The following is a 16567-nucleotide window of genomic DNA, read 5'->3' as shown; positions in this document are numbered from 1 at the left end:
GGAGGATGGAAGCATGGAACGGATGAAAGTGTTGATAGTAAGTGACACGCACGGGTCGGTGAAGGCTTGGGAAGAAATAGAGAAATTATTCGATCTAACTTCATTCACAAGCATCTTCCATTTGGGTGACATACTCTACCATGGCCCAAGGAACCCTCTTCCAGAGGGATACAACCCCAAAGAATTGGTTGACAAACTCAGGAAATACAAAATCAACTACATACGAGGGAACTGCGATGCAGATATCGATTTGAAAGTGCTCGAAATACCAGAGATGCCCAGGATATCTATGGAATCTTTTGGCGATTTCTTATTCATACTTGTCCACGGCGAGCTTTTTGAAGAAAACGATATTGCGGAATTTACAAAAAATAGCCATGCTCAGTTCATCATCCATGGCCACACGCACGTCTCGAAGGTAGAAGAAATAAACGGTAAATACGTTCTAAACCCAGGCAGCACTTCCCTACCAAAGAATAACTCTCCAAGGAGCGTTCTTGTTCTTGAAATCGATAATAACAACTTAGCTGCGAAGTTCTATAACCTTGATACCGGGCAGGTGTATATGGAATCAAAATGGAGCTTGATAGATTCAAAACTGTTAAAGGAATAATTGAGGCCAAGATAAATATAGAGCGTTCAATATTTATCGCTACTATTTGTGAGGTTCAATCGGAAGAAGAGGCAAAATCGTTCATCAGTGAGATGAACAAAAAATACCCAGATGCAACGCACAATTGCCCAGCTTACAGGGTACTTTCGAGCGGTAGCATCATCGAATTTTCCTCAGATGCTGGTGAGCCTTCTGGAACTGCAGGTCTACCGATGTTAAACACACTTCGGAAACACCAACTGCTCAACGTGGCAGTCGTAGTGACGAGGTATTTCGGTGGAGTGAAGCTTGGTGTTAGAGGACTCATAGATGCGTATTCAAAAGCGGTGGAAATGGCTATCGAGCGAGCGCACAATGAGGGACGTATACATGAGAAAAAAAGAGCATACAAGCAAAAACTAAAGATTGATTTCCTTTCGTACGGCAAAAGAATGCAACAACTGAGCTATATAGGGGTTACCATACTTGATATTTCGTATACCGAAGAATATGCTTTAATTGAACTGCTTCACTCTGAGCCACTGGACATGCCAGAAGTTCTAAGTAATGAATTAGTATATATATAACAGCAAATACAAGGAGGAATTTGGCATGGTTTCTAAGATATCAAAAAGGGCAATAGAGACCCCAGCAAGTCCGATAAGAAGATTAGTACCGTACGCCGATGAGGCGAAGAAGAGGGGTATCCAGATTTATTATCTAAACATCGGCCAACCGGACATCAAAACTCCAAAGGTTTGGTATGAGTACATAGAAAAATACAAACCCGAAGTTGTGGCGTACACTCATTCGCAAGGCTTGTTGGAATTAAGAGAAGCATTCTCTAAATATTACGCAAGGCACAATATACACGTCACACCAGATGAGATAATGGTTACCAACGGCGGAAGTGAAGCTATAATGTTTGCCCTCGGGGTTGTATGTGACCCGGGTGATGAGGTTATAACCATCGAACCATTTTACGCGAACTACCTCGGCTTTGCATCCTATTTAAACGTCAAACTCGTTCCTGTCACAGCACATCCGGAAGATGGTTACAGACTTCCTCCACTGAGCGAATTCGAAAAAGTAGTGAGCCCGAAAACAAAAGCCATACTCTTTTCAAACCCGTCCAATCCAACAGGGACCGTATACACGTACGAAGAAATGAAAACAATCGTTGAATTTGCAAAAAAACACGGGCTGGTTATAATCTCCGATGAAGTATACAGAGAATTCACATTCGATAGCAGAAAGCACGTATCGATATTCCATTTCGAAGGTATCGAAGAACAAGTAATAATGGTTGACAGCATATCCAAGCGCTACAGTGCATGTGGTGCAAGAATAGGAACGTTTGTCACCAAAAACAAAGAATTCTACAAAAACGCACTCAAATTTGCTCAAGCAAGACTTTGCCCAGCGGAAACAACGCAGTTTGGAGCCATAGGCTTGCTCACGCTCGGAGAAGATTATACCGACTCAGTGCGCGATGAATACCAAAAAAGAAGAGATGCAACCTACGAAGCTATGAAAGAAATCCCCGGTGTCGTAGTCCACAAACCAGAAGGTGCGTTTTACCTGTCTGCAAAACTTCCCGTAGATAACGCCGAGGACTTCATCATCTGGATGCTAAAAGAATTCAACGTGGACGGCAAAACCACCATGGTTTCACCACTCAGCGGATTCTACGCAACACCTGGAGCTGGAATGAGTGAGATAAGGATAGCCTACGTACTTGAAGCGGAAAAACTCGCAGATGCGGTAAAAATACTTGGAGAAGGAATAAAGGCGTATAATTCAAGAAAATAAGATAAAAACAAGCAAGCGGCATCGTTGGGCGATGCCGCTTTTCTTTGATTATTCCCTAAATTTCTCCAGTACCTTCAATCCGTCAACTGGAATTAAATAATCTTTCAATGTTTTATTCGAAGCGATGTAATTAGGAAAGTAAAATGACTCATCAAGAGCTATACTCTTAGCTAAATCGATATCAAACGAAGCGAAATCACCGCCTATAACAGGTAGTGTGTATTCATTATTCGTGAGCGCAGCAAGATATCCGCTTGACAGATATACAACATACGTTACATCCCTAATTGGCCAGCCCCATTCATTGACACCGGTGTATGAATAAAGTATGAAACTGTACAAAATCGTGTCTATTCCGCTAATTCCGGGGGAGTAAGGAGTTACGGTAACTTTCACACTATTAGATGTGGTTGAAGTGCTAAAAGGAGTGGTAGGATAATTCGCAGGATTAATGGAACTTGTTGCGAACGGTGTAGTTGTTGGGAAGTCTTTTCTGTATTCAGAATAAGAAAAACGCTTCACTGAATAATCGGTATAATTGAAGACATATAGATCTTTATCGCTCTTCAACGAAGTTGGTATCTTGTATCCACCGAAAACATAACAATTTCCGCCGATGAGCCAATTCATTGAAATATCTGTGAAAGCTGGCGCAAGCTCAATATCTTTCAAGTCGGACTCCGTGATAGACAAACTCCTATCTGAGTCCAGTACAAAATCACGCTTTATTGCGATTTTTTCAAAACCTTCATCACTCCACGGACTACCCACAAAAATCACTAAATCACCTTTTGCTTTTGGCAATCCGAAAGCTACTGCTTTTCCATCTTCTACTTCTGGAAATCTGTGCTCATGCGAAAAGAAAACGCTCAATTGTTTTCCTGAATATTGAGTCGGTACATTAATGGTCAACGTAGCAGCATCTTCGTCGGTTGGATTTCCAACATCCAGGGGAATGAAGTTGGTCTCATTGAGCTTTGCATTAAATAAATAAACCCTCTTTTCTGAATACCCCACCTTAGGTTCCGCAACAGCGACAGAATAGATACCGTTTGGATCATTTACATTGAATTTGTAAATCCCATTTGTTCCTGTCAACTTTGTCCATGTCCCTGTTAACCCATCTCTTGCATACACAAGGTGCGCATTTGTAATATGCCCGTGCCTTGATGTCTGGATAACCACCTCTTTGGAAGCAGCAGGCGGGGTAACAGGAACACAAGAAAAGAACACCAAGACAACAGCGAAAACAATAGCTAAAACTCCAAAAACAACCTTAAACTTGCCACGGTTCAACATACTATCGCCTTCTTTCGTAGTTTTTTGGGTCACGTGGTTGCTCCACATGGCCCTATATAACTTTTGACCTTGTGTGAGGAAGAATCGTTCAGTTTTTTCCAACATTGCGTGTTATGGTATAATCTTAAATACTGAAAAACTCCAAATTGTGCATGTTCGGAGGTTAAAGAGTGGGCGATTCCAAAAAGCTTGAAAATATCCTTTTTTATGCAATAATCACAGGAAGCCTAATTATCATCTTTTCAATTATTTTAATCTTCCTAAACAACAAATCTGCGCAAGCCCAAGCCGAACCTACTGAGCTTGCCACTGCTGCACTGTATATTTCATCAACAGAAAGTCCCACTGAAGAAACCGAAGAAAGCATTGTTTCTAGCAAGACTGATTTTGAAACTGATATTCAAGAAGACACAATAACACTACTTGAGCAGTACAACCAAATACGCGAAGAATTGGAAAGAATAAAGCAAGCACTGGCAAGAGATAGAACAGTCGAATACGTAATCTACAGTGTGGTTGACTACGAAGGAGACGAACTCACTTTTGATGAGCTGGGTGGTTTTACAAAGTATGGGATTTCTTCAAAGCACAACCCAGACATTGACGTCTTCAGAGTTACAAGGAAAGACGCCTTCAACATCCTTTACGTTCGCTACTATGTTCCAAACAAACTATATGAGTACCATAGTGTTAGACTCCAGGTTGCTCTCATGCACATGTGTGTTCTCTTCGGCAACAAAGCCTTTTCCATTGCTTATTCTATAGTACCAAAAAGCAAACTCATCATCCTACGAGATTCCGATCCCGAGTTCCCACAGGTAATTGAACAGCTCAGACTTGCCTTTCGACAACATGCCAAACAGCTTGGCATCAAAAATCCAAGATATCTAAACGGTTGGCTAAACCGAATAGACAAAGTATTCTACATAGGCTGATCGCCTAATTAATAAAGGTACAAACGACTTACACCGTCCAAATTTCCAGGACGAATTTTTTTAAAAATTTCAATTATCACTCTTGACAAAAGAGTGCTAATCTGGTAGAATATAACTGCCAAGCAAAAGAAAACAAAAATATAACGGAGGTGGATATATATGGCTAAGAAGGAGTTTGTTGTTGGAATTGACCTTGGAACGACCAACTCGGTCATTGCGTGGATGAAACCGGATGGAACCGTTGAGGTCATTCCAAACGCAGAGGGTAGCAGAACAACACCATCTATAGTCTCGTTTACGAAAACTGGTGAGATTCTTGTCGGTGAACCGGCAAAACGTCAGCTCATTTTGAACTCGGAGAGAACCATAAAATCTATCAAAAGAAAGATGGGTTCAGACTACAAGGTGAGGATCGATGATAAAGAGTACACCCCACAGGAAATCAGTGCGCTCATACTCAAAAAGCTCAAAAAAGACGCAGAAGAGTACCTCGGTGGTGAAATTAAAAAGGCAGTTATTACTTGTCCAGCTTACTTCAACGACGCTCAGCGACAAGCTACAAAAGAAGCTGGTATCATAGCTGGACTGGAAGTACTCAGAATCATCAACGAACCAACGGCTGCAGCACTTGCATATGGTCTTGACAAGATGGAAGGCGAAAGAAAAGTTCTTGTCTACGACCTTGGTGGCGGAACATTTGACGTTTCCATACTCGAAATCGGTGGAGGTGTTATTCAGGTTATCGCAACAAGCGGTAACAACCACCTTGGTGGTGACGACTTCGACCAGAGGATAATGGACTACATAATCGACGAGTTCAAAAAACAGCATGGAGTTGACCTGAGAAACGATAAACAGGCACTGCAAAGGATCAGAGACGCTGCAGAAAAAGCAAAGATTGAGCTTTCTACAAAACTTGAAACGGACATAAGCTTGCCATACATCACAGCAACGGCTGAAGGTCCGTTGCACCTTGAAATGAAACTCACAAGAGCTATGTTCGAATCGCTCACAAGAGACCTCGTTGAAAAGACAAGAGAACCAATAGAAAGGGCGCTTAGCGATGCGAAACTATCACCACAAGACATCGATGAAATCATCCTTGTCGGTGGTATGACAAGAGTTCCAATGGTTCAGAAATTCATCAAGGACATCTTCGGAAAAGAACCGAACAAGAGCGTCAACCCAGACGAAGCAGTTGCTATCGGTGCTGCAATACAGGCTGCCATTTTGGCTGGAACAGAAGGTGCAAAAGACAAAGACGTTGTGCTTGTAGACGTTACACCGCTGACACTTGGTGTTGAAGTCAAAGGTGGATTACTCGAACCAATAATTCCAAGGAACACGACCATACCAGTTAAAAAGAGCAAGATATTCACAACAGCTGAAGACGGACAGACAAGCGTTGAAGTCAGAGTCTACCAAGGTGAACGTGCAATGGCAAGGGACAACATATTCCTTGGCAGCTTCCAACTCGTAGGCATTCCACCAGCACCGAGAGGAGTACCACAAATCGAAGTCACATTCGATATCGACGCAGATGGTATAGTGCACGTTTCTGCAAAAGACCTCGGAACTGGTAAAGAACAATCGATGGTTGTCACAGGTAGACACCAGCTCAGCAGTGATGAAATCGAAAGAATGATTAGAGAAGCTCAGATGTACGAAGAACAAGACAGAAGAAAACGCGAAGAAGTCGAACTCAAGAACAAAGCAGACGACCTTGCATACCACATTGAAAAAGTGCTCAAAGAAAACAGTGACAAGATACCAGAAGATACAAAGAACAGACTCGAAGAAATCATTAGAGACTTGAAAGATGCAATCAACAGAGATGACATTGCAAAAGTCAAGATACTCTTTGACGATTTGCAGAGAGAAAGCATGAAGATAGGCGAATACCTCTACAAACAGCAAGCTCAGGGTGGAGCACCAGAGCAACAATAAACAATAATTAAGTAAAACTGACACAACGGGCAGAAATGCCCGTTGTTTTTTTTACGGACCTCTCACTAAAGTGAGTGCAGGATCGTATAGACAATCACACAAAAGAAACTACGGGTCGATCAAAATTGTTCAAGATAGAAATACGCGTTACACTTATCTCATGGAGGCGATACTCGATTATTAGTGATATTACTTTAGCTTCTTCGGATTTCAAGAATCGAGGTACTTGCTATCTTTTCATTGAAAGAGGTTTGTTGGGTAGAACTGTTTTACAAAATTACTCAGATATCAAGGAAAACCATGAAAAGAATAAATGTAATGAAAGAATCATTAGATCAGTCCTATTTTTTTGTTGTGATTTCTTGTCCTTCATGATATAATATTATACGTGATATAATATCTTTAGTGAACTTTTTTGGTAAAATTGAAAAAGCATTCCACTGAGCAAAGTAGCGCAAATAATAGTACGATATTCAAATTGTACACAATTGGGAAACAACATACAGGAGGCGAAGGGAGGTCAGGGAATATGTTATCTCTAAAATTGAAGTATCTTCCACTGATTTTGTCCGTTATATTGGTAGTTGGTTTTGTCGTCGTTTTTTTTGTCAACAACTTCTTTTCAAACGCGGTCCAGAAAGTCTGGATCAAAACCAGTGATGAGTCTGCAAAGCACAGCATAGAACATGTGCTTGAGGGATACGAGACGCTCTTGAATTCGCATCTTGAACGAATTATAAAGGATGGAGAGGTCATTTCACTTTTCAAATCAGGCAATCGAGAAGAGTTGTATAACGGGCTAAAAGACTATTATCAAGACCTTTTGAAATACAATGTAGAAATCATGCAATTTACACAGCCGGATAACAAATCATTTTTGCGAATGCACAAACCTGAAAGTTTCGGTGACGATTTGTCCTTTAGAAAGACAATAACGAAAGTCAACACCACAAAGCAAAAGGTAACCGCAGTTGAACCCGGCCGGTCTGGTGTTGCATTTAGAGTTCTTGCTCCAATATTTGACAACAATGAGTATTTGGGTTTGTTAGAACTTGGTGTGAATCTTGACGATGAGTTCTTGAAGAAATTCTCGAACATGAATGAACTGGTGCTTCTTGCAGATGATAAGGGCAAGCTTGAAAAACCTCAGTTTGTCCGTTTACCGGGCAAAGGTGAGATTGCAAGCGAAATAGATTTATCAAAGTTCATTAAAGACGAAAACTATTACGAAATTAAGAACGGACACCTTTATCTTTCCACTCACTTCAGAGGTGTTGATGGTGAAACTGTTGCGATTTTGTTGTCAAAAGTACCACTAACAGAAGCTGTCAATCTCAGTACTCGTGCAAAAGTCATATCAGCAGTGCTGGAATTAACTGTTCTAATAATACTCATCATCGTTACAATTCTATTCGTCGGAAGTATCCAAAAACAAGTGAACATCTTAAAATCTGCATTGAAAGATGTAGAAAAAGGGGATTTGACTGTTAAACTTGCTTCCAGTTCACAAAATGAAATTGGTGAAGCGGTAAGTTCAGTTTCACAAGCCATCGAAAAATTGAGGGCTTCTTTTGTGAATGTTGCCGATGGTTTTGTTAATATAAATACGTCAATCAGCGGATTTTCAATGATTTCAGAGAAATTCGAAGAATTGGCTAAGCAAGTTGAGAAAATAGTAGAACGTGTAAACTCTTCTGTGCAGACTGTTTCCGCTGCTACTGAGGAAACAACTTCAGGTGTGGAGGAGATTTCGGCAGCCGCACAAAACGTAGCAGAGAGTGCGCAGGAGATTTCAACGCTTACGAATTCAACTTTTGAGCAGATAGAAAGCTCCATGAACTCCATCAAAGAGCTTGTAAGCAAGATCGACGAAACAATAGCGTCTTCAGAGCATTCATTGGAGATGACAAATTCTCTGGTTGCATATTCATCTCAGATACAAACGATAGTAGACACTATCAATTCAATAGCCGAACAAACTAATCTGCTTGCTTTGAATGCAGCAATAGAAGCTGCAAGGGCGGGAGAAGCTGGTAGGGGATTTGCAGTAGTAGCTGATGAAATAAGAAAATTGGCAGAAGAAAGTAAAAAATCAACGAGCGATATACAGAACATACTGAAAAACATAAAAGAAGGAGTCGAACAAGTTGATCAAGTGGTAAGGTCAAATGCTCAAAAACTAAGTGCATCAAGAGACAGCGTTAACAGGGCACAGGAAACATTTGAGAAAATATATAACATGTCACAGAATATAAACTTAAAGGCACAGTCTTTGGCAGCGGCAAGTCAAGAGCAAAATGCTTCGTTAGAAGAAATAAGTTCAGCTGTTCAAGATGTTACAAATCGTGTTAATGAAATAGCGCACTCGATGATGGAATTAACGAGAGCTATGACCGGAATTGTTGATATGGTGCCTGAGATTCAAAGTGCGGACAAACAAGTGGAAGATACTGTATTGAAAGTTGCCGCGAGTATAAAGAATAATTTTAGGCTGTTCACTAAAGATGATTACCAAACGCTTATCGATAACGCTTTGAAAGATCACAAAGATTGGTTAGGAAAACTTCGTGATTCAGTGAGAACCGGTAAACCTGTCAGATTACAGTTCAATCCGCATAGGTGTGCATTTGGCACTATGTATGATTTTCTAGTAGCACCAAAAGGTCAAGAAGATAAATGGACACAGATAGACAAGTTGCATCACGATGTTCATACGCTTGGTAAACAAGTGATGGACTTGATAAACTCAGGAAAGTTATCTGAAGCTGAAAAATTGTTCCGAGAAGTTGAATCAGTTGCCAACAAAATCATATCCACGCTAGAGGAGATTAAAAGTTCACTTTAAAGGATAAATATCGAAAGCTATCTAATCTGAAAACGCTCGAACAAACTAAGGCCAGTGGTCAAAAGCCACTGGCTTTTATCTTTTTCATGTTCTCAAAGAACGGTTCGCAGAAAAATTTGGTCTAAATGATTAGAAGAACCACTTTGAAGTACGTGGAGGTGGAGAGCATGGTAGGGAAGGTCGCAAAAATATCGGTACTTTTGATTTTCCTATTTGTCGTAGTAAGCTTGCTTGCTCAGAGCGTTGAACCACTACCACTCTATATCCAAGAATACTACAAAGCCTACGGTAGATTTCCAAAACCGCCCGACTGGGTTAAAGTGGGAACGGTTTTCGTATATCAAGAGCAGGTAGGAACAGGTACAAAAGGGGTAGATGCATACAGCACGCAAGGATATAACGTAAAAATAGTGGTAGGTATTGATAAAAATAGCGGATTTGTTGTTGGTTTGCAATGGCGCATCACATTTGACCTTAGAGGGAACATCGATTTCAGTTCACAGATTGCACAAATCCAGTTTGCTGAATTAGAATCGCTCGCTGAATTTCTCTCACAAATCGCACGTGTTTCACCTGTGGGTGTCGAAGTCCAAGGAGGATACTTACCAGACGGTGGTTTTTACTTTGCCTACGCAAGCGGAGATTATTACGGATTTACCAGATACAACTATACTCTCAGCAAAGAAGGAGTATTAGTTTCAAGTGGTTTTCTTGAAAACACTTCCGGTACAAGCTCATCAGTTGGACAATTGGATTTGATAAAAATAACGAATGTCCAATTCCCAATTTCCAGACTTCCGCAAGAAATTCTCAGAAATAATTACACTTACCAAGGGGCGATAATCGAAGGAATGACGGGGATGATAATGACCTACTTTCAGGTCAATATAAATTTCGACAAACAAGTCTCCGATGGAATCTACTCATTCGACAGCGATGCTATCACAAACTACACAAGCTCTCGGTCTAAGGTATTGGGAACGGACCTAATAGGACCAAACTACATAAATCCGCAGTTACTGAAAGGCGAAATACTAAGCATACCTGAAATAGGGCTTAGATGGATGGTTGAAGGTCAAGGACAGATGGGCGGAATACAGACGGGAGTATATATTCAAGGAGTAAAAATCGCATCATATGAATATGCACAAAATGGACTCTTGTTACAATACATATTCAGAACGAGCATGGGCTATCAACAAGGCAGAATTGCTAGATAAAAAACAGCACCGGGCAGAGATGCCCGGTGTTTTTAAACGTTTGAAGAGCCATGTGAATAGTTTTGCTAACGTACTGTAAAGTTTGAAGTCCAACCTTTCTAATCTTTCCTCTTTATCCTAAGCTATTGGGATTCAACACTTTGGTAAAGTTTTTGGTAATATACCCTCAAAATCTTGGTGTAGAAATATTTCAGATTGCTCAAAAATCATTCGAGTCTGAAAGTTAAGTGTTTGGAGCGCACGGATTTATGAGAGACTTAGAACTCAAGATTTCGTACGCATTTTGAATTTTTGAATAAAAATGCTAAAATATGTTTCGGAATGAATAAGCGGATAAACTTTCGAGTATGGGGGTGACAGGGATGGAAAAGAAAAAGATGGTTATCAAAGAACTCACGGTGAAAAACTTCAGGAACTTTTCGGAGCATACTGTTCACTTCAGTGACGGGATAAACGTTATCTATGGTCCTAACGGTTCAGGTAAGACCTCCGTTTTGGAGGCCGTTGCGTATTTGTCCAACCCCCGCTCTTTCAGAGGCGCGAGAGATTACCAAGTTTTGAAGATGGGAGAGAAGCACTTCGAGATTAAAGGTAGGATAGTCAGCGGTGATGAAAAGCACACGATAGAGATCGTCTACGTGCAAGAAGATGACAAGAAGGAAAAGGTTGCTTACCTCGATGGTTCGAAGGTCAAAAGATTCAGGGATATTCAAGAAGTCTTTATCGCTATCCCCTTCAGCTTCAGGGATTATTCGATGGTAGATGGCGGTCCTGCTCAGAGAAGGGAATTCTTTGATGAGATATTCTCTTTGCTTGACCTGGACTATTACGAAACTCTTCGTGCATATGAAAAACTTTTGGATGAAAGGAATGAATATCTAAAACAAGATCCTTCGATGATTGACAGAGAATACTTGATTGAAACAGCTAAAGATCTGCAGATTATGGCTGACAAGATTGTGGAAAAAAGAGAACAGATGGTTCAAGAACTTTCAAAATACCTTGACAAAACCTTTAGAATTGAATACAAAAGCGAATTCAAAGGGAAGAATTTCTTGGATTACATTGACCAAGACATAGCCGAGCAGGTAACAACAATAGGTCCGCATTCTCAGGATGATTATTTACTGTACTACAAAGAGCTTCTTGCAAGACACTATGCTTCCGAAGGTCAGAAACGTTTGCTTTACCTCTCAATAGTGCTTGCGTTCAAGAAACTGATTGAAGAGACAAAGCACTACGAACCTGTCTTCTTGTTTGACGAACCATTCAACGTGCTTGATACGCACTTACTTGAGAAGTTCATATCGAACCTCTCTGGTCAGGTGATTATCGCTTCGATAACACCACTGCTCGGTGCACACAACATAGGTTTGTCGCTTGGGGAGTGAAGGTGTGAAAATGGCGGACAATCAGTCAATGAATGCGACATTAGAAGCTGTATTCAAAAACCTCTGTCCGAACTGCAGTGGTGACATATCTTCAATAAGGTTAATTAAAGGGCTTCCTTGCGAAAAGTGTTTAAGCGAAGAAATAGATGGCAAGGGAGCCCTTTGCCGTTTAAGTAATCTGGAAGGGTTGAAAGAGTTCTGCAACCTAAACCAAGAGTACACCGAATGGGAAGAGACATTCAAAAAATACGTAGGATTTGAGCCATGGGAATTGCAAAAATTCTGGGCGAAAAAATTGCTTTTGAAAAGGTCATTTGCACTTCTTGCACCAACCGGCATTGGTAAGACATCCTGGGGTTTTGCCTCCGCAATATACTTTGCAAAGCACAACAAAAAATCGTACATCGTCCTTCCTACAAGGCTTTTGCTTTTGCAAAGCTATGAAAAACTAAAAGGCAAAGTTCCAGATAAAGACTTGCTCGTTATTGGAATAGAAGAGTCGAAGAAAGAAAAGGACCAGAATAAAGAAAGACTTGCAAATGGCCAATTCAAAGTCCTTGTCACTACGTCCATGTTCCTTTACAAAAATGTCGACCTTATCCCCAGAGATTTCAGCTTCATTTTCGTCGACGATGTGGATTCATTTTTGAAGACAGCGAAGAACATAGACAAAGCGTTGTATTTGCTTGGCTTTGAGCCAAGGGATATTGAATTGGCGATGAAATACATTAGAATGAGAAGAAATATCACAGAAGAAAATACTGAAGAGATTAACTCATTAAGAGAGCAAGTGAGAAGAATTTCAAAGAAAGCGAAAGGTGTAATGGTTGTGTCATCAGCTACGAGCAATCCAAAATCAGAAAGGATAAAACTCTTCAAAGAACTTCTTGCATTCGACGTAGGTAGGCCAGTGTTTTATTTAAGAAACGTAGAGGATATCTACGAGCATGTCGGTCCAGACCAAGCCAAATTGGAAAGCGTACTCGTTGAAAAGATAAAGCAATTCGGTGATGGTGGGCTTGTTTTTGTTTCTTCGGACTACGGAAAAGAAAAAGTTGACGAATTAAAAGCACTTTTCCAAAGATTTGGAATCACAAGCGAAAGCTATGAAAATTTCTCGGAAGAAATATTGGAGAAGTACAAAAATAAAGAAATACAAGTGCTGATAGGCATCTCTTCTTACAGAAACCCATTAGCACGAGGTTTGGACCTTCCAGAAATAATTCGGTACGCCGTATTCTACGGCGTTCCGAAAATCGTAGTGAGCTTGGACTTGGAAGGAAATGTAAAGCACATCCTCCTTGCTCTTTCCACACTAAGACCTCTTATAGCAAGGGATAGAGAATTGGAAAACTGGACACCAACGGTAGATAGGTGGATGAAAGAGCTCAGTAAACTTGGGAATATTGCAAATCCGCCAAAAGAACGTGTTGAGAAACTGAGAGAAGAGATTAAGAATTTCATCCTTTCAGAAAAGGTTGCTTCAAAGATAAAATCCGCTGACGATATTTCACTTAGGCAAGAGGATGGCAAGTGGTATCTGGTGGTGGCTGACGTCACCGGTTATCTCCAAGCCTCAGGCCGTACTTCAAGACTCTTCGTTGGTGGTATCTCGAAGGGTTTGAGCTACTTACTTGTGGACGACAAGAAAGTCTTCAACAACCTCATCAGAAAACTGCGCTGGTGGTTCAGCTCGGATGTCGTGTTCAAAGATGCACAAAGCGTTGATTTGGAAAGTATCATCGAGCAAATCAACAGCGATAGAGAACGTGTGAGGAAGAAAGAAGGCAGAAGAGACGACTTCTTGAAGCCTGTGCTTGTTATCGTTGAATCACCGCACAAAGCAAGAACCATTGCAAACTTCTTTGGAAAGCCAATTTCCAGAAGCCTCGAAGGGCATGAACTATACGAAGTGATAACCGAAGACAAATACGTTGTCATCACCGCGTCCTTCGGGCATGTATTCGACCTAAACAAAGAGGAAGGTTATTTCGGAGTATTAGAAAATGCATCCAACGGCCGTGTTAAATACGTCCCTATATACGAAACCATCGAAGGGAAAGAAAACATCGTTGATGCAATCAGAGAGGCAAGCAAAGAATTTGAGCAGATACTCATCGCAACTGACCCTGATACCGAAGGTGAAAAGATCTCGTGGGATTTGAAAAACTTGTGCAGTGTGTATGCGATGAATATAAAGCGTATGGAATTTCATGAAGTTACAAAACGTGCGATTTTGAACGCACTGCGGGAGCATAGGGACGTCGATGAAGACCTCGTAAAAGCGCAGGTTGTCAGGCGAATATCGGACAGGTGGGTCGGATTTGAACTATCCCAACTGCTCCAAAAAACATTTGGGCGCAGCAACCTGTCAGCTGGAAGGGTTCAGACACCTGTTCTTGGATGGGTGATAGAACGAGCAAAAGAAAGTCAGCAGAAAAAATATCTCGTGACAATTTCAAAAGACGGATTAGAGTTGAAATTTGAATTCGAAAACAAAGAAGAAGCTGAAAGGTTCTATAACGAAATAAAAACAGCTGAAGTAATAAAAGGTGAAGAAAAAACAATTGAGAAAGCACCTCTACCTCCCTACACAACAGACGTGATTTTGAAAGATGCATCGGAAAAATACAGACTCTCGGTCTCCAGAACGATGGAAGTGCTACAAGACCTCTTCGAACGCGGATTTATAACCTACCACAGGACAGATTCAACACGCGTTTCCGACTTTGGTATCAACGTTGCGAAAGAGTACATCTCAGAAAATTTCGGTGAGACATTCTTCAAACCAAGAACTTGGGGCGAAGGTGGCGCACACGAATGTATCAGGCCAACAAGAGCCTTGGATATTGAAGATATCAAATCCATGATTTATTCTGGCGAACTTGAAGGATTCACAAAAGACCACATTGCTATCTACGACCTCATATTCAAGCGTTTCATCGCTTCTCAAATGAAGAACGTTATCCTAAAAGGTTACGACGTTACATTCAAAGTAGTCAACAAGACGCAAGAGATGGAAGTATACGAAGATATTGTAGAAGAAGGATTCAATAAATTCTTCCCGATAAAACTTGTGAAAGTTCCGGAAGGAAGCATCGACGTTTCTAACAACAAATTCATTCGAGCGGTTCCAAAGGTCTATCCATTCACACAAGGTTCGCTCGTTGAAGAAATGAAAAAGCGTGGACTTGGCAGGCCTTCCACGTACGCAACAATCGTGAGTAGGTTGCTTGAACGAGGATATGTGATAGAAAGAAATGGTTTCTTGCTCCCAACCCCACTGGGAGAAAGGGTCTACCAGTTCTTCAATTCAGACAAAGAAAAATTCAAATTCGTCAGCGAAAACTTCACGCGCGAATTGGAAAAGCTTATGGACAAAGTAGAAACTGCACAAGCAAACTACCAAGAAATACTGAGAAGTTTAAAAGCAGAGCTGGAGAAAATTTAGTACGCAAAAAAGCAAAAAGGCCCGTCCCATACCGAACGTGGACGGGCTTTTTCTTTTTACATTGGTAGATACATCTTCTTGGGTGAAAGCATGGACAGGAGTTTGCAAAAGTTAAAGCCAGAATTTAGAATTCTTGTCGAACGGTTTGTTGAAAAGTGCAGAATGGAAAATATAGAAGTATTGATTTACAACACGTACCGAAGCAAAGAAGAACAGTACGCTCTCTATCTGCAAGGCAGGGCACCTCTTGAAGTGGTGAACCAAGCAAGAAGAAAGGCAGGATTAAGACCGATTAAGGAAATCGAAAACAAGGTTGTAACGATGCTCAAAGACTCCCCACACTGCCACGGCTTAGCTGCCGATTTCGTACCACTGATCGATGGAAAAGCGGTTTGGAATGATTACCAGCTTTGGAACAAATGTGGCAAAATAGCTCAGAGCTTAGGCATAGAGTGGGGCGGAAGTTGGAAGGATTTCCCGGATTATCCGCATTTACAGATGAGAAATTGGAAAAGATATGTGAAATAAAAATATAGCCCATCCGACACAGGATGGGCTTTTTTGTTTAAAGGTAAGATTGGAACTACTAAAAGTTTGTTTTACGAACTTTTCTTATTGCATTTCTTTAAAGTTATATTATATAATACTCAGTAACAAATACGTTGAGTGAGAAATTAGAAAGGTAGTAAAAACCTCCCTTGGGAAAAGTAAAATATATCTGAACCGAAAAATCACCCCAAGGGAGGTACTTAGAAAAATTATACCACACAATCTTTCACGAATTCCAACTGTTTGAGAGGAAGGTTTTGAAAGGGCAAAACCGTACTGGTAGAAAACCCAAACTAACAGATGCCCAGATTGCTACGTTGTATGTGCTTTCATACGTTATCTCATCACCAGTATTCAAAGTAGCAAGGCTATTAGGTGAAATCATAAAACATCTTTCGAAAAGAACGAACACAAAGAGAACACAAGTTACTGCAGCAGTAGCTGAGGTATAAAGCACAAGATAGGTTAGGGAAGGTAAATTGGCTGATAGTTGATGGAACAATAATGCCGGTAGCAAGTACAAATA

General features: G+C 40.8%; 12 protein-coding genes. 11 read left to right on the top strand and 1 reads right to left on the bottom strand.

Annotated elements, in window-relative coordinates:
• The first annotated feature begins 13 nt into the window (after positions 1 to 13).
• Genes yfcE through NA23_RS07910 form a run of 3 tightly spaced genes read left to right on the top strand, consistent with a single transcriptional unit; the run spans position 14 to position 2404 of the window.
• Positions 14 to 613: a phosphodiesterase gene (yfcE, locus tag NA23_RS07920; RefSeq protein WP_090223239.1), complete on the top strand. Its 600-nt coding sequence runs from the start codon at positions 14 to 16 to the stop codon at positions 611 to 613.
• A complete protein-coding gene (locus NA23_RS07915; protein WP_033192133.1) occupies positions 577 to 1179 on the top strand; it encodes an IMPACT family protein in 603 nt (200 codons plus the stop codon). Before yfcE ends, NA23_RS07915 begins: the two co-directional genes overlap by 37 nt.
• Before the next feature lie 25 nt (positions 1180 to 1204).
• On the top strand, positions 1205 to 2404 hold the full coding sequence (locus tag NA23_RS07910; RefSeq protein ID WP_033192132.1) for a pyridoxal phosphate-dependent aminotransferase: 1200 nt from the start codon (positions 1205 to 1207) through the stop codon (positions 2402 to 2404).
• 48 nt (positions 2405 to 2452) lie between these two features.
• Here NA23_RS07910 and NA23_RS07905 read toward each other — a convergent pair whose 3' ends face one another.
• Positions 2453 to 3703 (bottom strand): hypothetical protein, encoded by a 1251-nt coding sequence (locus tag NA23_RS07905; protein WP_033192131.1) that lies wholly within the window; start codon positions 3701 to 3703, stop codon positions 2453 to 2455.
• A gap of 170 nt (positions 3704 to 3873) precedes the next feature.
• On the opposite strand from NA23_RS07905, the gene NA23_RS07900 reads away from it, so the two are divergent.
• The 8 genes from NA23_RS07900 to NA23_RS07865 all read left to right on the top strand — a co-directional run bounded on the left by NA23_RS07900 (position 3874) and on the right by NA23_RS07865 (position 16493).
• The gene (locus NA23_RS07900; protein WP_033192130.1) at positions 3874 to 4638 is read left to right on the top strand and encodes a lysozyme family protein; all 765 of its coding nucleotides are present in this window, start codon (positions 3874 to 3876) and stop codon (positions 4636 to 4638) included.
• A 159-nt stretch (positions 4639 to 4797) separates the two neighbouring features.
• Positions 4798 to 6585 carry a molecular chaperone DnaK gene (gene dnaK, locus NA23_RS07895; protein ID WP_033192129.1) on the top strand — a complete coding sequence of 596 codons (1788 nt, stop codon included), beginning with the start codon at positions 4798 to 4800 and terminating at the stop codon, positions 6583 to 6585.
• A gap of 529 nt (positions 6586 to 7114) precedes the next feature.
• A complete protein-coding gene (locus tag NA23_RS07890) occupies positions 7115 to 9430 on the top strand; it encodes a methyl-accepting chemotaxis protein (protein ID WP_033192128.1) in 2316 nt (771 codons plus the stop codon).
• Between the two features lie 167 nt (positions 9431 to 9597).
• Positions 9598 to 10650: a hypothetical protein gene (locus NA23_RS07885; RefSeq protein WP_033192127.1), complete on the top strand. Its 1053-nt coding sequence runs from the start codon at positions 9598 to 9600 to the stop codon at positions 10648 to 10650.
• Positions 10651 to 11012: 362 nt separating this feature from the next.
• Positions 11013 to 12041, top strand: a complete 1029-nt coding sequence (gene recF, locus NA23_RS07880; RefSeq protein WP_033192126.1) for a DNA replication/repair protein RecF — start codon at positions 11013 to 11015, stop codon at positions 12039 to 12041.
• 10 nt (positions 12042 to 12051) lie between these two features.
• Positions 12052 to 15492 (top strand): reverse gyrase, encoded by a 3441-nt coding sequence (rgy, locus tag NA23_RS07875; RefSeq protein ID WP_203225710.1) that lies wholly within the window; start codon positions 12052 to 12054, stop codon positions 15490 to 15492.
• A 102-nt stretch (positions 15493 to 15594) separates the two neighbouring features.
• Positions 15595 to 16020 (top strand): M15 family metallopeptidase, encoded by a 426-nt coding sequence (locus NA23_RS07870; RefSeq protein ID WP_249477025.1) that lies wholly within the window; start codon positions 15595 to 15597, stop codon positions 16018 to 16020.
• Between the two features lie 278 nt (positions 16021 to 16298).
• Positions 16299 to 16493 (top strand): hypothetical protein, encoded by a 195-nt coding sequence (locus tag NA23_RS07865; protein WP_033192124.1) that lies wholly within the window; start codon positions 16299 to 16301, stop codon positions 16491 to 16493.
• Positions 16494 to 16567 lie beyond the last annotated feature (74 nt).

This window comes from Fervidobacterium islandicum (assembly GCF_000767275.3).
Taxonomy (GTDB): domain Bacteria; phylum Thermotogota; class Thermotogae; order Thermotogales; family Fervidobacteriaceae; genus Fervidobacterium; species Fervidobacterium islandicum.
This window is presented reverse-complemented; position numbering and strand designations above follow the sequence as displayed.

Bases quoted from the DNA above. Each gene is read 5' to 3' on its own strand.
- yfcE (WP_090223239.1), top strand. From the start codon at position 14: ATGGAACGGATGAAAGTGTTGATAGTAAGTGACACGCACGGGTCGGTG.
- NA23_RS07915 (WP_033192133.1), top strand. From the start codon at position 577: ATGGAGCTTGATAGATTCAAAACTGTTAAAGGAATAATTGAGGCCAAG.
- NA23_RS07910 (WP_033192132.1), top strand. From the start codon at position 1,205: ATGGTTTCTAAGATATCAAAAAGGGCAATAGAGACCCCAGCAAGTCCG.
- NA23_RS07905 (WP_033192131.1), bottom strand. From the start codon at position 3,703: ATGTTGAACCGTGGCAAGTTTAAGGTTGTTTTTGGAGTTTTAGCTATT.
- dnaK (WP_033192129.1), top strand. From the start codon at position 4,798: ATGGCTAAGAAGGAGTTTGTTGTTGGAATTGACCTTGGAACGACCAAC.
- NA23_RS07890 (WP_033192128.1), top strand. From the start codon at position 7,115: ATGTTATCTCTAAAATTGAAGTATCTTCCACTGATTTTGTCCGTTATA.
- NA23_RS07885 (WP_033192127.1), top strand. From the start codon at position 9,598: ATGGTAGGGAAGGTCGCAAAAATATCGGTACTTTTGATTTTCCTATTT.
- recF (WP_033192126.1), top strand. From the start codon at position 11,013: ATGGAAAAGAAAAAGATGGTTATCAAAGAACTCACGGTGAAAAACTTC.
- rgy (WP_203225710.1), top strand. From the start codon at position 12,052: ATGGCGGACAATCAGTCAATGAATGCGACATTAGAAGCTGTATTCAAA.